The organism is Aestuariibaculum lutulentum (assembly GCF_032926325.1).
In the GTDB taxonomy this organism is placed as follows: Bacteria; Bacteroidota; Bacteroidia; order Flavobacteriales; family Flavobacteriaceae; genus Aestuariibaculum; species Aestuariibaculum lutulentum.
Genome location: NZ_CP136709.1, coordinates 285,823 through 303,273, shown reverse-complemented (window position 1 = coordinate 303,273; position 17,451 = coordinate 285,823). Strand labels below are relative to the sequence as shown.

General features: G+C 34.8%; 17 protein-coding genes. 11 read left to right on the top strand and 6 right to left on the bottom strand.

Going from position 1 to position 17,451, the window contains the following annotated elements; genetic code table 11:
• The first annotated feature begins 104 nt into the window (after positions 1–104).
• Both R1X58_RS01265 and R1X58_RS01260 read left to right on the top strand, forming a co-directional pair.
• The gene (locus R1X58_RS01265; RefSeq protein ID WP_240571469.1) at positions 105–1,037 is read left to right on the top strand and encodes a peptidylprolyl isomerase; all 933 of its coding nucleotides are present in this window, start codon (positions 105–107) and stop codon (positions 1,035–1,037) included.
• A 116-nt stretch (positions 1,038–1,153) separates the two neighbouring features.
• Positions 1,154–1,639 carry a GNAT family N-acetyltransferase gene (locus R1X58_RS01260; RefSeq protein WP_240571465.1) on the top strand — a complete coding sequence of 162 codons (486 nt, stop codon included), beginning with the start codon at positions 1,154–1,156 and terminating at the stop codon, positions 1,637–1,639.
• Here R1X58_RS01260 and R1X58_RS01255 read toward each other — a convergent pair.
• The gene (locus R1X58_RS01255) at positions 1,636–2,193 is read right to left on the bottom strand and encodes a thioredoxin family protein (protein WP_240572663.1); all 558 of its coding nucleotides are present in this window, start codon (positions 2,191–2,193) and stop codon (positions 1,636–1,638) included. The genes R1X58_RS01260 and R1X58_RS01255 overlap by 4 nt on opposite strands.
• Positions 2,194–2,239: 46 nt before the next feature.
• On the opposite strand from R1X58_RS01255, the gene R1X58_RS01250 reads away from it, so the two are divergent.
• A complete protein-coding gene (locus R1X58_RS01250; protein ID WP_240571463.1) occupies positions 2,240–2,575 on the top strand; it encodes a tRNA-binding protein in 336 nt (111 codons plus the stop codon).
• A 56-nt stretch (positions 2,576–2,631) separates the two neighbouring features.
• Here the strand turns inward: R1X58_RS01250 and R1X58_RS01245 are convergent, their stop codons facing one another.
• Positions 2,632–3,015: a PUR family DNA/RNA-binding protein gene (locus tag R1X58_RS01245; protein WP_240571461.1), complete on the bottom strand. Its 384-nt coding sequence runs from the start codon at positions 3,013–3,015 to the stop codon at positions 2,632–2,634.
• 163 nt (positions 3,016–3,178) lie between these two features.
• Positions 3,179–4,936 carry an ABC transporter ATP-binding protein gene (locus tag R1X58_RS01240; RefSeq protein WP_240571459.1) on the bottom strand — a complete coding sequence of 586 codons (1,758 nt, stop codon included), beginning with the start codon at positions 4,934–4,936 and terminating at the stop codon, positions 3,179–3,181.
• 299 nt (positions 4,937–5,235) lie between these two features.
• On the opposite strand from R1X58_RS01240, the gene nusB reads away from it, so the two are divergent.
• The 8 genes from nusB to R1X58_RS01200 all read left to right on the top strand — a co-directional run bounded on the left by nusB (position 5,236) and on the right by R1X58_RS01200 (position 11,546).
• Positions 5,236–6,147 carry a transcription antitermination factor NusB gene (gene nusB / locus R1X58_RS01235; RefSeq protein ID WP_240571457.1) on the top strand — a complete coding sequence of 304 codons (912 nt, stop codon included), beginning with the start codon at positions 5,236–5,238 and terminating at the stop codon, positions 6,145–6,147.
• Positions 6,148–6,278: 131 nt separating this feature from the next.
• Complete coding sequence (locus R1X58_RS01230; protein ID WP_240571455.1) at positions 6,279–6,734, top strand: DUF1573 domain-containing protein; 456 nt, start codon at positions 6,279–6,281, stop codon at positions 6,732–6,734.
• 48 nt (positions 6,735–6,782) lie between these two features.
• The gene (yajC, locus tag R1X58_RS01225) at positions 6,783–7,076 is read left to right on the top strand and encodes a preprotein translocase subunit YajC (protein WP_240571452.1); all 294 of its coding nucleotides are present in this window, start codon (positions 6,783–6,785) and stop codon (positions 7,074–7,076) included.
• 891 nt (positions 7,077–7,967) lie between these two features.
• The gene (locus R1X58_RS01220) at positions 7,968–8,408 is read left to right on the top strand and encodes a GNAT family N-acetyltransferase (RefSeq protein ID WP_240571449.1); all 441 of its coding nucleotides are present in this window, start codon (positions 7,968–7,970) and stop codon (positions 8,406–8,408) included.
• 30 nt (positions 8,409–8,438) lie between these two features.
• Positions 8,439–8,630, top strand: a complete 192-nt coding sequence (locus R1X58_RS01215) for a hypothetical protein (RefSeq protein ID WP_188217364.1) — start codon at positions 8,439–8,441, stop codon at positions 8,628–8,630.
• Between the two features lie 118 nt (positions 8,631–8,748).
• Positions 8,749–9,555: a pyrroline-5-carboxylate reductase gene (gene proC, locus R1X58_RS01210; RefSeq protein WP_240571445.1), complete on the top strand. Its 807-nt coding sequence runs from the start codon at positions 8,749–8,751 to the stop codon at positions 9,553–9,555.
• A gap of 1 nt (position 9,556) precedes the next feature.
• On the top strand, positions 9,557–10,327 hold the full coding sequence (gene proB / locus R1X58_RS01205; RefSeq protein ID WP_240571443.1) for a glutamate 5-kinase: 771 nt from the start codon (positions 9,557–9,559) through the stop codon (positions 10,325–10,327).
• A complete protein-coding gene (locus R1X58_RS01200) occupies positions 10,302–11,546 on the top strand; it encodes a glutamate-5-semialdehyde dehydrogenase (RefSeq protein WP_255802776.1) in 1,245 nt (414 codons plus the stop codon). The genes proB and R1X58_RS01200 overlap by 26 nt, the downstream gene beginning before the upstream one ends.
• 7 nt (positions 11,547–11,553) lie before the next feature.
• Here the strand turns inward: R1X58_RS01200 and R1X58_RS01195 are convergent, their stop codons facing one another.
• The 3 genes from R1X58_RS01195 to R1X58_RS01185 form a co-directional block, all read right to left on the bottom strand.
• Positions 11,554–12,147, bottom strand: a complete 594-nt coding sequence (locus R1X58_RS01195; protein ID WP_240571439.1) for a YdeI/OmpD-associated family protein — start codon at positions 12,145–12,147, stop codon at positions 11,554–11,556.
• 9 nt (positions 12,148–12,156) lie between these two features.
• A complete protein-coding gene (locus R1X58_RS01190; protein ID WP_240571438.1) occupies positions 12,157–15,129 on the bottom strand; it encodes an AsmA family protein in 2,973 nt (990 codons plus the stop codon).
• Between the two features lie 165 nt (positions 15,130–15,294).
• The gene (locus tag R1X58_RS01185) at positions 15,295–17,037 is read right to left on the bottom strand and encodes an amidohydrolase (RefSeq protein ID WP_240571435.1); all 1,743 of its coding nucleotides are present in this window, start codon (positions 17,035–17,037) and stop codon (positions 15,295–15,297) included.
• Between the last annotated feature and the right edge of the window lie 414 nt (positions 17,038–17,451).

Sequence of the window (17,451 nt, the reverse complement as noted above, 5' to 3'; positions counted from 1 at the left end):
CGTTTTCTTGGTAGTACACTTTTACAAAAGCATAATATTGAGACCTCTTAATTGTCAAATGATAATTAATTAAGTACCTTTGCACTTTCTTAAAAATTAGAACCATGCAAGACGGATTATACGCAAAATTCAATACAACAAAAGGAGAAATTCTTGTGGCTTTAGAATACAAAAAAACACCTGGAACAGTAGGTAACTTTGTGGCTTTAGCAGAAGGAAATTTAGAGAATAAAGTAAAACCTCAGGGAACACCTTACTACAACGGATTAAAATTCCATAGAGTTATTCCTGATTTTATGATTCAGGGAGGTTGTCCTCAAGGTACAGGTTCTGGAAATCCAGGTTACCAGTTTGACGATGAGTTTCACCCGGAATTAAAGCATGATGGCCCAGGAGTTTTATCTATGGCAAATGCAGGTCCAGGAACAAACGGAAGTCAGTTCTTCATTACTCACGTTGAAACACCTTGGTTAGATAACAACCATACAGTTTTTGGTAAAGTGGTAGAAGGACAAGATGTTGTTGATGCTATTGCTCAAGGTGATGTTATCGAGTCTTTAGAGATTGTTAGAGTTGGTGCTGAAGCTGAAGCTTATAATGCTGTTGAGGCGTTTAGAACATTTGAAGGTTCAAGAGAGAAGCGTTTAGCTGAAGAGAAAGCAGCTATCGAAGCAGAATTAGATAAATTAGCTACAGGTTTCGAGAAAACCGAAAGTGGTTTACGTTACCAGATCATCCAAAAAGGAAGTGGAGCAAAAGCTACAAAAGGTAAAAATGTTTCTGTTCACTACAAAGGACAGTTAGCAGACGGTACCGTTTTCGATTCATCTTACAAACGTAATCAACCAATCGATTTTCCTGTTGGAATGGGACAAGTAATCTCTGGTTGGGATGAAGGAATTCAATTATTAAGCGTTGGCGATAAAGCGCGTTTTGTTATTCCTAGTCACTTAGGTTACGGAAGTCGCGGTGCAGGTGGTGTAATTCCTCCTAATGCTACTTTAATTTTCGATGTAGAATTAATGAACGTAAAATAAGAGAGTCCTCTTTTTATAATATGTTAAAGCACTTCATTTTTGAAGTGCTTTTTTTATATTTACTCAATTCGAGATACTTTCCAATCTCGAAGGGAACCTTATTTTATATCTTTAGAATGATACGACCTATTCATTATACCGATGCGCAGCAATTGTTGAATATTTATAACTATTATGTTATTAATACCGATGTAACTTTCGATTTGGAACCAACACCATTAAAAGTATTTCAAGAGAAAATTCACAGTATCAGTAAAGATTTTCCGTTTATTGTTTACGAAGAAAATAATGAAATTTTAGGTTATGCTTATGCTGGAAAATTCAGAGAACGTCCAGCTTATAATCATACTTTAGAATCTACAGTCTATGTTAAGAGCTCAGCTCATGGAAAACAAATAGGGTCTAAGCTCTATGCTGAATTAATTGCTCAATTAAAACAAACCAATTGCCGTGTTGTTTTAGGTGTTTTAACACTTCCCAATGACGCAAGTGTGAAACTGCATGAAAAATTCGGATTCGAGCTCGTGGGGCATTTGAAAGAAGTTGGTTTTAAATTCAATACTTGGTTAGATGTTGGTATTTTTGAGTTGAAACTGGCTTAACGCTTCCATTTAATGTTACAGCCAATACTTGGTTTTTGAGTCTTTGTGTTTTCGATGCCCTCAATTAAACAATCTAAAGCATGTGCTAAATCAGCTCCTGTAACAGGAAGTCCGTTGCCTGGTCTAGAATCATCTAATTGTCCGCGATAGGTTAGTTTTAAATCCTTGTTAAAAACATACAAATCTGGTGTGCAGGCGGCATCATAAGCTTTGGCAACTTCCTGTGTTTCATCATATAAATATGGAAACGGATAATTTTCAGCTTCAGCGTGTATTTTCATTTTATCCGGGCCATCCTGTGGGTAGTTAACAACATCGTTACTTGAAATAGCTATAAAATTAATTCCTTTTTTCGCGTAAGCGTTAGCCATATTAACCAAAGTGCTGTTAACATGAATAACAAATGGACAGTGGTTGCAAATAAACATGATAACTGTTCCTTTTTCTCCTTTGGCGTTTTCTAAACTTACCATTTTGTTACTAACCGTGTCATGAAGTGAGAAAAGTGGCGCTTTGGTGCCTAATGGAATCATGTTTGAAGGTGTGTTTGCCATAGCTTTAGTTTTATTCAAAGTTCGTAATTATTTATATTTTTGAGAAATGGAACAAAAAATAACTTTCGAAGATTTCTCGAAAATAGATTTACGTGTCGGGACGATTATTGAAGTAAACGACTTTCCGAAAGCCCGAAAACCTGCTTATCAATTAACTATTGATTTTGGAGATTTGGGAATTAAAAAGACCTCGGCGCAGATAACGACACTTTACCAAAAGGAAGATTTATTGAACAAACAAATTGTTGCTGTTGTAAATTTTCCGAAGAAGCAAATTGCTAATTTTATGAGTGAGTGCTTAGTTTTGGGGGCTGTAAGTGGTAAAGATGTTATATTACTTAATCCTGAAAAAAAGGTTAAGAATGGTAGCGTAGTGAGCTAAAAACAAAAAAACCGTTAAATGCTTAACGGTTTTATGTTTATTTTAAACAGGATATCTTAAATATCGTCGAAATCAATATCTGTAAAACTATCTGTAGATTGGTGTAATTCACCATTTTCACTGGCTACTGTATCGTACTCTTTTTTGAAGTCTTTTTGGTGACGCTCACTAATCACTTCGTCGCCTCTTTCATTTACTATGAAATCGGTCATTTCATTTAAAATTTCTTTAAACTCGGCAAAATCCTCTTTGTAAATATAGATTTTATGTTTCTTATAGTGGAATGACCCGTCGTCGTTGGTAAACTTTTTACTTTCTGTAATGGTTAAGTAATAATCGTCTGCTTTTGTCGATCTCACATCAAAAAAATATGTACGTCTTCCTGCTCTTAATACCTTAGAAAAAATCTCCTCTTTCTCCATCATGTCATTATTGCTCATAGTTGTTAATAGAAATTATTTAAATATTCTTTCAGTACCAAAAATCTAAAAAAAAGTGTTATTAACCAACATTTTATAAGATTTCTTTTTAAAATCTCAATATTTGTTGCATTTTCCTAAAAGAAAACCAGGCTATGTTGTTGATTGTTAATAATTTAATTTTTTAAGCAGAAGTGGTTTCGCTTAACTGTTTCAAATAAAGGTGTTTGTAATAACCGTCTTCGTTGATAAGCGTTTCATGAGTACCTTGCTGAACAATTTTACCGTCGTCTAAAACAATAATCTTATCGGCGTTTTTAGCTGAAGATACACGATGACTGACAATCACAGATGTTTTGTCTTTCGTAATTTTATTAAGTGTTTTTAGGATTTTCTCTTCGGTTTCGGTATCTACAGCAGACAAACAGTCGTCGAATAACAGGATTTTAGGCGATTTTATAATGGCACGTGCAATAGAAACACGTTGTTTTTGTCCTCCCGAAAGTGTAATGCCACGTTCTCCTAAAACGGTATCGTAACCGTTGTTGAATTTTACAATATTTTTATGTACCTGCGCATTTTTTGCAGCTTCAATTACCTCTTCGTCAGTGGCGTTTTCTTTACCGAACTTAATGTTGTTTTTTATAGTATCTGAAAACAGGAAGGCATCCTGAGGGACATAACCAATGCTGTCTCTTAAATCGGTTAAGTTATGTTTTTCAATAGAACGTTTATTGATGGTTATTTCTCCCGAATTAATATCGTAAAGCCTTCCAATAAGATCAAGAATGGTCGATTTACCAGAGCCTGTTTTACCGAGGATGGCTAAAGTTTCTCCGTTTTTAATGTCGAAGCTTACACCTTTTAAGGCCTGAATATTGGTGTCATCGTAAGTGAAAGTAACATCTTTAAAAACGATATCACCGGTAATTTCTGTATGGTTTTCAACATTGTTTTGTATTTCAGGCTCAATTTTTAAAAACTCGTTGATCCGTTTTTGAGAAGCCTCAGCTTGCTGGACAATTGAGGTCACCCAACCTACAGTAGCTACTGGCCAGGTAAGCATGTTGACGTATATAATGAATTCGGCAATAGTCCCCAAACTTTCTATTTGTCCGTTTATATATTGCATGCCACCAATGTAAATTACCAAAAGGTTACTGGTACCAATAAGTAGAATCATCATCGGAAAAAACCAGGCTTCAACTTTAGCTAAATTCACCTGTTTGTTTTTACTTTCTTCGGCTAAAACTTCAAAGTTTTTAGAGGTTTGCGGTTCTATACCGTAGGCTTTTATTACCGAAATACCACTGAATGATTCCTGTGTATATGTTGATAATTTCGATAAATATTGCTGTACAATCGTACTTCGGTTATGAATCTCTTTACTTAATTTGTAAATAGCTACAGATAAAACAGGTAATGGGATTACAGTATACATAGTTAGCAGCGGAGCCTCATTATACATGTAAATGATGGCGATGATGAATAGCGTAATAGTATTTATACTATACATAATGGCCGGCCCTGCATACATACGTACACGACCCACATCTTCACTAATACGATTCATTAAATCGCCAGTTCTGTTTTTCTTGTAAAAGTTAAGAGAAAGTTTTTGGTATTGGGCATACACTTCGTTTTTTAAATCGTACTCAATATAGCGGGAAATGTTAATGATATATTGACGCATGAAAAACGTTAAAATAGCCCCAATAATAGCAGCTCCTACAATGTAAAGGATGATTTCAATAAGTTCACTTTTTATTGTTTGTTCTGTAATTTTACCATCTAGATAATTTTCTACAACAACAAATATTTTGCGAACATAACGAGGAGTATAAAGTAAAAAAATACGCGCAATAATGGTGATTAAAATCCCCAGAATTAACTTCGTTTTATATTTTAAAAAGTATTTATTTAAGTGTTGTAATTCTTTCATTGAAATAGATAATCTGCTATGAAGATGTATTTTATATACTAACAGGCAAATATACACCATTCAAACAACAAAAGCAGAATGAAGCTGTAAGCCTTTTGTTAAATATAGTTTAAAGTTCCTATAGAAAAGGGCGCTATAATTTTGGGTTAAGCTTAAAATGAAGAAATAACCAAAAACATGAAGTAAATGTTTGAAAATAGTATTATTTTTGCAGCCTGAAACCAAATGAGTTTTTAGGTTAAAATAAATTTAAGTTCCTTGTAATTATGTTAAACAGAAGACATATACGTGTAAAAGTAATGCAAACCCTTTATGCTTATAAAGGAGGAGAAAGTGACGATTTTAGTAAAGATCAAAAGTTTTTACTGTTTAGCATAGACAATATGTACAATTTGTACTTATTGAGTATTTCCCTACTTTTGGAGGTGCAAAAACGCGCTGAAAGCGACTTAGTAAAAAAGCAAAACAAAATTTTAGCAACTAAAGAGGATAAAGATCCAAACCGTAAGTTTGTTAATAATGAGGTACTGAATCTGCTTCAGGAGAATTATCAGTTAAAAAATCAGTTAGAAGTTCATAACATTAATAACTGGCAGTTAGACGACGAGTATGTAGAGGTTATCTTTAAAGCCATTACATCGAGTGAATTGTATGAAGAATACATGAAAACGCGTGTGTCTGACTTTAAAGAAGATAAAGAATTTATCGTTGATGTATTTAAAGATATTATAGCCCCTAACGAAAAGCTTTACGAATATCTGGAAGATAAAAACCTAACCTGGTTAGACGATCTTCCAACGGTTAACACGACTATTTTAAAGTTATTGCGTAAGGTGAAGCCATCGTCTTCAGAGACACATTTTACACCAAAACTTTACAAAGATTTAGACGATAAGCAGTTTGCTATCGATTTATTCAAAAAGACCTTATTAAACCGTACAGCGGTTAATAAGGAAATCGATGAAAAAACTCAAAATTGGGATTCCGACCGTATTGCGAATATTGACTATGTGTTACTTCAAATGGCCATTAGCGAGATTAAGCATTTCCCGTCTATTCCGGTAAAAGTTACCATCAATGAATATTTAGAAATCGCGAAAGAATACTCGACGCCTAAGAGTAGCATTTTTATTAATGGTATTTTAGATAAACTTGTAAAAGAGTATGAAGATGCCGGAACCCTTAATAAAGTAGGGCGCGGCTTGATGTAGAAGACTTTAATAAAGTCAGAATAGAAATAAAAAATCATTTTTAAGTAAAATAGTGTTAACGCTTAAACAAAAGTTTTTAAACGGGTAAATAATTTCTATTTTTACATCATTAATACTAAATAAATTTTACAATGAAGAAATTAATATTAGGATTAAGTGCATTAAGCTTAATAGCATTTACATCTTGCAAAGAAAACGCTGCTCAAAAAATAGAAGAGGCTAATGTAATTGCTGCGGCTGAAAGAGATGCAGTAGCGTCAAAATTCCCAAAAATTGAGTTTAACGAAACAGAGCACGATTTTGGTGAAATTGAAAAAGGAACGCCGGTTGAAACAACTTTTACATATAAGAACGTTGGTGAGGCTCCTTTAGTTATTACAGATATCAAAAGTTCTTGCGGATGTACTGTGCCAAAAGACTGGAGTAGAGAACCTTTAGCTCCGGGTGAAACAGCTGAGTTTTCAGTGAAGTTTAATGGTAGTGGTGCTAATAAAATTTCAAAAACTATTACTGTAACAGCAAATACAGAAAAAGGTTCGGAGATTGTAAAAATCACGGCCTTCGTAAAACCTGACGCTGCTCAGTAATTAAAAAGTAACCAAGCTGTTCAGGCAGCAATTTAAATACATAAAATAATGGGAGAAGGAATCGGTCAGTTTTTACCGTTTTTACTAATGTTTGCGGTGGTATATTTCTTTATGATTGCACCACAAATGAAAAAGGCTAAGAAAGAGAAAAAATTCGCTTCAGAATTAAAAAAGGGCGACAAAGTAATTACCAAAAGCGGTATGCACGGTAAAATTTTAGAACTTAACGATAAGGACGGAAGTTGCGTTATTGAAACGTTGTCTGGTAAAGTTAAGTTTGAACTTTCAGCTATTTCAATGGAATTAAGTGCAAAACTAAATCCTGTAGAAACTAAAAAGTAATTCGTTACTCAATTAATATAAAAAAGGCTTTCCAACAGGAAGGCCTTTTTTATTTGTCAAAATCAGGTCTGGGGTAGGGTAAATTTTACTTAGGTGTCTTGCTTACAGAAAACTTAAGGTAAGTGTCTAACAAACCCCTAAATCTATGAAAGCCGTTTCTGTACTATTTTTTTAATGGTTATCAACTTAATTTGTTTTTATAATTTTATAAATGATGATGGATATCAAGCCGACTATACTGTTGTAGCTTCATCTTTCGATAAATTTTTTTATCAGGTTTTAAAGAAGAAGAAATTACCCGGTTTAGCTAATAAAAGCAAATCTTAAGTTTGTAAATTCAACGTGTTTAATCCGTCAAATAGTGTTAAAATGGTCGTACATTAAATTTTTTTTAAATTTTTTTTCCTTTCGTTTTATCTGGATTTTTCAAGGGCTGTTTTTCTGTTCTAAATCTATTTTACATAATCTTTGTTAAGTATTATGGTTACACGTTTTAGAGGGTATTCTTATTTGTAAGAAATCATTCGAAAAGCACGCGAAATATCGACCCCAAATTAACAGCTGTTAACAACATCTTAGCCTTGTCTTAACGTCTTCGATTTGCGTAAAGCCTTGTGTTTTCGTACATTTGCAGTATGGAAAAAGGGATTCATGAAATACAAAACAACAGAATTTTTAATTTTAACTTTCTAGTTTTTAGAAACCAGTCCGATAAATTTATTCCTCCTAGCACTTCCAATTAAGTATTCTATTTGTAAGACATTTTTGTCTTACCCGAACACGTTATCGCCTTTGGATATTTAAGTTTTTTAAGTATCTGCAGCTTTAATTAATTCTAACATGATTATTGCGCGTCTGAGCATCAGGTGTGCTAAAAACATATATCTGTTAATGACTATTAAAACTTTTGATGCCTTTTCGAGGCTGTCAATTATTGATATCAATCGAATAACTAATTTTTTGTACCGTTATTCAGGAGAATTCAGAGATACAAAAAGTGCTATAAAGAAATCTATTCTGTATGCCGCCAAAGAAATTCCCGGGTTGGGAGGTTATGTATTTGTTGTAGAACAGCATAACGAGATTATTGGTGCAACGGTAGTAAACCGTACGGGTATGAACGAGTATATTCCCGAGAATATTCTGGTTTATATTGCCGTAAAGGAAGAGTATAGAGATCAAGGTATTGGAAGCGAATTAATTAAGTATACAAAAACGTATTGCGATGGCGATATTTCAATTCATGTAAATAAAGATAATCCGGTAATTAAATTATTCGAAAAACAAGGGTTTAAACCCCGAAATATCGAAATGCGACTGGTTAAAGACTAGGTTTTATTAATTACAAACAAACAACGACAGATGAAAATTTTATATATCAAAAGAGAAACGAAATACGAAAAGCGCCATACAGTTAAAATGGGTGAGTTAACCACTAAGGTCACTTACATCAAAAAATACTTATTAGGCCTGCCTATTGCAACGCTTCACAAATATCGTGAGACTTATTACGGTGAAGTTAAAGATTGTAACGACTGCATGCTTTTTGTTTAACATTCAATCATAACATATTAAATATAAATAACTAATGGCTTTAAGTAGTTGCTGTAATTGGCTTCTACCGAAGCGTTATGTCTAATCACTAAACAAAAAATAAGTAAACAAACAACACATGAAAGTACTAGTAATTGGAGCAGGTAACATGGGATTAACCTATGCAGAAGGGATGTCTAAATCCAAACTGTTAAAAAAGAAAAACATTATGGTTTTAGATAAGTCTGAAGAGAAGCTGGAAGAGCTTCACCAAATTTCACACTTTGATGCCTTTAGCGAACTTAAAGATTGTGTGCCACAGGCCGATATTATCTTTATCGCTGTAAAACCATACCATGCCGAAGGCGTATTTAAAGCCATTAAACCGCTTGTAAATTCGCAGCAAATACTTGTTTCCATTATGGCAGGTGTGACGATCGCATCTATACAAGAGATTACAGGCTTAACAAAAATTGTTAGAGCCATGCCAAATTTACCGGCACAAATAGGTAAAGGATTAACATCGTATGTTATTTCTCCAGACGTTTCAAGAATTGAAATGTTAACCGTAGAGAGTTTATTAGATACCACCGGAAAATCCATTCAAGTAAGCAACGAGCAATTTATAGATGCTTCTACAGGTATTTCGGGTAGTGGTCCGGCTTACGTTTTCTACTTTATGCAAAGTATGATGGAAGCCGCGCTTCAAATGGGCTTTTCGAAAGAAGATTCTACCATTTTGGTAAGACAAACCTTTACAGGAGCTGTCGAGCTGTTCAATCAATCCAACTTATCACCTAATTCATGGATGGAACGCGTAGCTTCAAAAGGAGGAACAACACGAGCAGCATTAGACTCGATGGAAGACAATAATGTAAACGAATTAATTAAAGATGCGGCATTTGCTGCTTTTAACAGGGCAGTAGAATTAGGTAAAGAATATTAAAATGTACAAAGAAAAAATAGTAATAAAGGTCGGGACAAACGTCATGACCAACAGAGATAATAAAATTGTTAGACCTGTACTTAAAGAGTTGGTGAGACAAATCGCCGAGCTTTACGAACGCGATATTATGACCATTCTGGTATCCTCAGGATCGGTAATCGCAGGTAAAGAAGTACTGGGGAAATCACAAATAGAAAACAAAACACAAAAACGTCAGGTGTATTCGGCTATCGGTCAACCGCGAATGATGCGTTTGTATTATAATATTTTCCACGATTATGGAATGAAATGTGCCCAGGTATTACCAACTAAGAGGGATTTTAGCCCGGGTGTACATCGCCAGAATATGATTAATTGTGTGGAAGGGTTACTGTCTGAAGGTGTAATCCCTATTGCGAATGAGGATGATGCTGTTTCGGTAACCATGTCGATGTTTTCCGATAATGATGAGCTGGCCAGCTTAATTGCTCAGTTAGTGAATGCTGATAAGTTAATTATCCTAACCGATATTGACGGATTATATACCGGTCACCCCGATCTGGAGAGTAGTAATTTAATAGAAAACGTTAATCCAGACGAAAATTTAGAGAAATATATAAAAGACAGCAATAAAAGTGAAGGAGAAGGCCGTGGTGGTATGGGGTCGAAATTAGATTACGCCCAGCAAGCCGCCTCGAAAAATATCCCAACTTATATTGCCAATGGTAAAAATAATAATACCATTATTGATATTATAGAAGGCAACTTTGTGGGAACCAAAGTATCTCTATAAACAAAACAAAAACAGACAGATGAAATTATTATCAGAAGATAAAAAGAATGATGTATTAGTAAGTATGGTTAAGCTTATTAGAGCCAATGCCCATACTATACTGGAAGCGAATAAAAAAGATATAGAAGCCTTTAATAAGGAAGATCAGGCCATGTACGACCGTTTAATTTTAAATGAAAAGAAAATTGACGGCATGATTCAGGCTATTGAAGAAGTGCATGTACAAGCGGATCCGGTAGGGAAGGTTATTGAAAGTAAAACATTAGACAGTGGTTTAGAAATCATTAATAAAACAGCACCTTTCGGAACGATTATGATTATTTACGAATCGCGTCCTGATGTGACTGTTGAAGCTACTGTTTTGGCATTTAAAGCCAATAACAAAATTTTACTGAAAGGAGGTAAAGAGGCCATCAACAGTAACAAAGCCATTGTTGAACTCTGGCATCAGGCCTTAGCTGAAAATGATCTAAACACGGGATATATTCAGTTATTGACTATGAATCGAGAGGAAACACAAGAGTTCTTAAAGAACCCTAGTGAGCCTTTAGATTTAATTGTGCCTCGTGGAGGTGAGCGCTTAATTAAGTTCGTTAAAGATCATGCCAAATGTGCCGTCTTAGTGAGTGGACGTGGGAATAATTTCCTTTATGTCGATACCGAAAGTGACTGGCAACAGGTCATTAAAGTGATTTTAAATGCCAAGACCCATAAAATATCGGCCTGTAATGCTTTAGATAAAATAGTGGTGAATAAAAATATCGCTGATTATGAAGCTAAACTAAAGGATTTAAACGCTGTATTGAAGTCTAACGGAGTTTCGGTTTTAGTTGATGAAAATGCTCATAATGTTTTAGCTGAAAATACCTTAATTGAAAATGAATCAGTTTGGTATGAAGAGTTTTTAGAGATGAAATGTCTTGTAGGAACGGTAGCTTCACTTGAAGAAGCCATCAATCAAATTAATACCTATTCAGGAGGGCACTCTGCGACCATTATGACTACAAATACCACTACGGCACAACAGTTTATGGAACAGGTAGATTGTGCAGCAGTGTACCATAATGCCTCCACTCGTTTTACCGATGGCGGTCAATTAGGAGCAGGAGCAGAACTAGCTATCAGTACCGATAAATTACATCACCGTGGTCCATTAGGACTTAAAGAACTGGTGACCAATAAATATTATGTATATGGCGATGGCCATGTAAGAGTGTAATCAGGACTTAACGATATTTATCGTTGAGACCGATACCCTGCAAAACCATAGGGATAATTTTTTCTAAACGCGACAGTTTAGTCATTTCCCGTTTTGCAGTACTAATGTATTCACAATATTCGCGTTGTTTGTATGTGGTAAGTGAAGCGAAGCCGGCTTTAAAGTCGGTATTATTACTTATCAAATCTTTTAATTCCATAGGCATGCTAAGTTCTTTAGCGTGCCTTTTTGGTTTTAGTTCTTTCCCTAGTTTCTGATTTTCTATGGCTTCTTTTATATAGCTTAACACAAGGTTTTTATTGATGTCGTTTTTTGATTCAAACCTTAATTGCCGTAATGCTTTGGTTTTATCTTCCTGAGCATTCACTAAAACATGATGTTTGTCTTTTAAGAATACGCCGTTAAAAAACCAGATGCCAAAATGGTTTTTGAAGGCGCCCAGTCCAATTACATTTTTTCCGTTTAAGGTGTAAACAGGTGAATTCCATTTTATAGTTTCTTCCAGTTCTGTTGAAGTGATAATATTGTGAAGTAGTTGTAATTCCTGTTGAAAATGTGTATGACGTTCTATGTATTCTTCTACCGAAGTAATTTTATTCATAATAATTGTTTAGTTGAAATCCAACGTTTTTAAAATACGTTCCTTATCATCAAATACCGAAGCATCTGCTTTTTTTATTAAGCGTTCTTTATCGGTAAAATAATATTTGTATTTGGCTTTTACTAACTTTATATGGTGTTCAGAAAAATTGCTTCCACTAATATCAACACCCATTTTAATAGGGATGGGGGACTTGAGTACCGAAACGTGGTACTCGTAGCTCATATCCAGACGTTGCACACCACCCAAAGCAATCCGGTATTTATCCACTTCCAATAGCGCCGGAAGAATATCGACTTCACCTTCTTTAAACTCAATCTCTACATCAAAGGTTTTTACAGGATTTTTCTGTTTAGGTTTAAAACTTATGGCTTTAGCCACATCGTTAAATGCCGGGTCGTTTACCACCATTATATTTCGGGCTTTTAGAGCGGCAACTCCGCGTAAAGTAGGAAGTTTAAAGTCTAAATTTTCATTTAAAAGGACATTGCCTTTTATTCTGAAATCGGCTTTGCCCTCAAATGATTTAATGGCCGGGAATAGCGTATCCATCACCGGAACGACATCGTTAATCTGATTCATATCAATCTGACTAATATAAAATCTGAAGTCTAAACTCGCCTCGGTATTACTTTGTGGATTGTATTTCATGTAGGCATCCATATTGGCTGAAAGGGTCGTAAGTTTGATACTATTCATATTTACAACGCCATCTTTCACGGTCATTTCCCCCTGAATATCATTCATATTAATAAAACCCATTCTGAAGGCTTTTACATAGGTCGAAAATTTAAAATCACACTGTTTAGGTATTCTAAAAATACGTTTACCCGTTGCACTGGCTGCTTTTACAGAGTCTATTACAACTTCATTTTTAGCTGTTACAATTTCTCCTGTTTCAGGTGGTGCTAAGGCCAGCATAAGTTGGTTAGCGTCGGTAAAGTTCGATTCTACCTTTAAATTTGCTGTTACCAATTCGCCATTTTGAAAACCTCTGGCGTGTTTTAATTCCCCCGTAAGGGTCATATCAGTATCTCCAAAATTAATTTTTGTGCGGTTTAGGGTGATATCATCATTTACAAAAGCAATACCTGATTGCGATGTTTTTAAGTTATAAACGTACTCTGGTGCATGGGCATAAATACTTTTAAACGATAGATTGCCTGAAGGTTCCCATAAATTAGAAGGTGTTTTGGTAACCTTCAATTGGGTTTGTGCACCCATAATGGTTACAAAGGCTGTTTTTTGTGATAAGGTTAAACTGTCGGTTGCAATTTCTGAGGTCATGTGTGCTGAATGCTTATCCGATTTCGGAATGAATTCAGCATTCATTTTAAGGGTTTTAATATAGCTGTAAATGGAATCGGTGGCTTGCATTTCAAAATTCTGAAATTTAATATCGGCTTTAAACTGCGGTAAAGTAGTAGGTTTGTCATCGGCTTTAAAATCGATGTTGACTTGTTTCATACTGGTGTCTAACCATTGTTTATACTTTGCTACAGTATTGTTAATTGTCAATGTAGACTTGAGTAGTTTGGCGGCATCTTCACCCTTATGAATTTTAAAATTGATATGATCTGAACTAATCAATGCGGAATCTTTTTGAGAGCTCAGTTGTAAATCGTTAACTTCAAGAAGGGCATCTAAATTTACTTTACTAAAATGAAAATCTTCCAAATCGGCACTATTGAATTCTGCCATAAGATCTGAATGAATTGTTCCATTTAGTTTTATTGAAGGGTGCACCGGAAAATTATTGGTAATGGTATTAAAATCAATATCGGCAATAGATTGTAAATTAACAATAGGCTGCTTGGTAAGTTGCTTAATATCTCCCGAAACATCAACATTTATGCCTGTTCCCAGAATGTTGAAGGTTTTAATTTCTGAAAATGATTCCTCGGGGCTGTTTAAATTGATGTATGTATGAATATCGGCATTCATGTCTTCAATTTCGCCATTAAATTTTTTGTAGGCAATAGAGCCATTATCGAGTTTAAAGTAACTGTTAACCACCGGAAAGCTGTCTTTGCTGTAAATGCCTTCGGTATGTGTTTTTAAATCCACAGATCCTTTAGCTTTTAAGCCTTCCTGACTTAAAAAACGAGGAGGTATGGTATTCGCTATATTTTTAAGTGATTTGGTAGAGAGTTCGCTGTCTATATTCACTTTTATTTTTTTGTGATGCGGAAAAAACTTGACGTAACCCTTGTTTTCAAAATGAACATCGTTAATGGCTACATCGCTGTTTTTAATAGTAAGCAGGGTATCTGCAAAGGTAAGTTCAAGATTAGATGTTACCGAAACATGATCCAAATTGTAAGGACGTTTTCCTGTTTTTAACAGACTAATCCTGTCACTGTTTTTTTCAATATTTAGTTTTATGCTCGTATTCGTGGTTTTCGATTTAATGAATAAGTTGAGGTTTTCAACCGCGTAATTCAGTTTCGACAGACCATCTACGGCATGAGCTTCAGCGTTAGTTATAATGATTTTTGGAATATATATTTCTGAAGCTTTAATTGTTTTTTTCTCTTTTGAAGCACTGGTTGTGTCTGGTGAAATTTTTGCTAGATTGTTCCAGTTCGAGTTTCCTAAGGAATCGACATAAAAGAAAAGTTTCGGACTGTTAAGTTCGATGCTGTGTACGGCTTCTTTGCTTTTTTTGATCAACCCAAAGACACTTAGGTTTACTTTGGCTTTTTTAAAACTGATTAAGGTGTCCTGTTTGTAAAAGTCCTTGTTGGGCAACAGTGCGCCATTGGTAAGTTGCAACGAGAATTTTGGGAAACTGGAAAAATAGGTGAGTTCGATACGCTCGCAATCTACCTTACCCAATAAATCCTGATTAAGAAGTTCAAGGGCTTTTGGAGTAACTTTTTCAGGAGTGACAATTACATTAAGCACAATGGCAATAACAAGGAAAACCAATAAAACAATACTTAATAGTGCTATAGAAATGCGTTTAATCCATTTTTTCATGTTAGAATCTATTAGTTGATTACCAGTTATTAAGGACTAATAAATTTAAGAAATATTACTGAGGAAGTCGATTAATCACACAAGTTTGTTAATATGAATATTAATAAAAAAAAGCACACCTTAGGAGAGGCATGCTTCTAATACAATTGTGTATTTGTTTAATAATTATTGCATTTTATAGACGGTTTGTCCTTCTTTAATAGATTCTAAAACTTGAATGGTGTTAATTTCTAAAGGATCTATTTTTAGAGGATTTTTATCCAGAATTACAAAATCGGCAAGCTTGCCTTCTGTAATGGTTCCTTTGTTGTTTTCTTCAAAATATTGATAAGCTGCCCAATCGGTTAAAGTTTTTAACCCTTCGTAGGCAGAAATTCTTTGGTCTGGTCCTAATATTTCTCCGCTTCTGGTAATTCGGTTTACCGTAGCATCTAAAACACGCATAGAATTAGGAAACGTTACTGGGGCATCGTGGTGAGATGTGATTTTTAAACCGGCATCGATAGCATCGCGACATGGTGAAATGTAATCGGCTCTGGGTTCTCCTAAAACCGATTCTACATGCCAGTCTCCCCAGTAAAAGGTATGCATAGGGAAAAGAGAAGGCATAATATTTAATCTTACCAATTCAGGAATTTGATCTTTACGCAATGTTTGTCCATGGATAAGCACGGTTCTATGGTCTGGGTATCCAAACTCTTTTTCAGCAGCATCAACAGCCTTAATGTATTGGTCTATGGCTGCATCTCCGTTGCTATGACATAGTATCTGCCATTTGTTGTTGAAAGCTGTTTTGACATAATTGATAGCTTTATCATCATCCATAATGGGGTAGCCTTCGTAACAACCTGTTCTGCCTTCAGGGTTAACATGGTAGCATTTGGTAAGCCATGCCGTTTTGCCTTGAGGAGAACCGTCCAATGTTAGTTTAACACCACCTACTCTAAATTTGTTTTTGTATCTGTGGTTTGGTGCGTATTCCCCCTCTGAAATATAGTCTGTGCCCAGAGTAATATCTGGATAGGCTACTACATCCATATAATAAGCTTCATTGGTTGCAGCTTTTCTTAATGCGGCTAACTGTTCCTTTGTTGTCCGTCCGTCCTGTGCAGTAAGATATCCTTTTTTAGCATACTCATCTTGTCCTTTTTTGATACATTTAGCCGCCATTTCATCATCCATTTTGCCTAATAGAGGAATTAAAACTTTGAAAAAAGCAGCTTCTTCTAAAACACCATTAGGATTTCCCTGGTTATCCTTTCGAATTACACCGCCTTCAGGATTTGGAGTGCTAGAATTGTAATTCATTAATTCTAATCCTTTGGTATTAATCGATGCTAAATGTCCTGATTGGTGAATGATAAGAACAGGTATATCTGTGCTAACTTTATCTAAATCGGTTGCTTTAGGATGGTCTTTTTCAGCTAACTGGGAATCATCATAACCGTTACCAATAATCCAGCCTAATTTAGATAACATATACTTACCATCCTCTGTGTTTTGGTAAGTTTTTAGTGTTTGAACAATGCTTTCGTAATCTTTTCCTGATCCATCAGGAGGAGGTAATACATTTGCTGCAAGTGCTGTGAACCCTACATTGTAAAAATGACCATGTCCGTCTAAAAATGCGGGTACCATAGTTTTACCCATTAAATTCACTTCTGAAGCTTTACCCTGGTAGGTTTTTAAAGCTTCATTTTTCAAACCTACGAAAACAATTTTTCCTTCGCGTTCTACAACAGCTTCAGCATAAGCAGGAGAATCTCCTTCCATTGTTAAAATATCACCACCAAAAAAAATGGTCTGTCTTAATTGGTAGGGTTCGGCAACTGGCGTTACTTTTTGTTGTTTTTCTTTACATGATACTAGTAGTAGTGGGACAAATAGAATAGTGAAAAGTTTTTTCATGATTTGTTAAGTTTTATAAAAGTAATCATGAAGTTAATTTACGAAAATTAAGTCGGTTTTATTTATTTTTGATATTGTATTTGAGGTAGTTAGGTTGGGTTTAAGTGAAGTGTATTCGTTTTAGGGTGTATATGAGTTGGTATGTGCTTTTGAATATTAAACAACAGCAAGTATGGAAACTACAATTATTAAATTTATAGTAATGGCCGCAATGTTTATACTGAGATGCGATTGATAGTTTTTTAGTCTTTTTCTGAAAAGAAAGTCCATGACTATAAAAAATAAGGAAGTTAAAATAATGAGTACTGGGATTACAAACCCAAGTGGAGGTGTATGGCTACCGCCAATACCATCAGTTATTATAGAGTATATGGTAAATAATAAACTGATGGTATAAAGAAAATATTTTAGGGC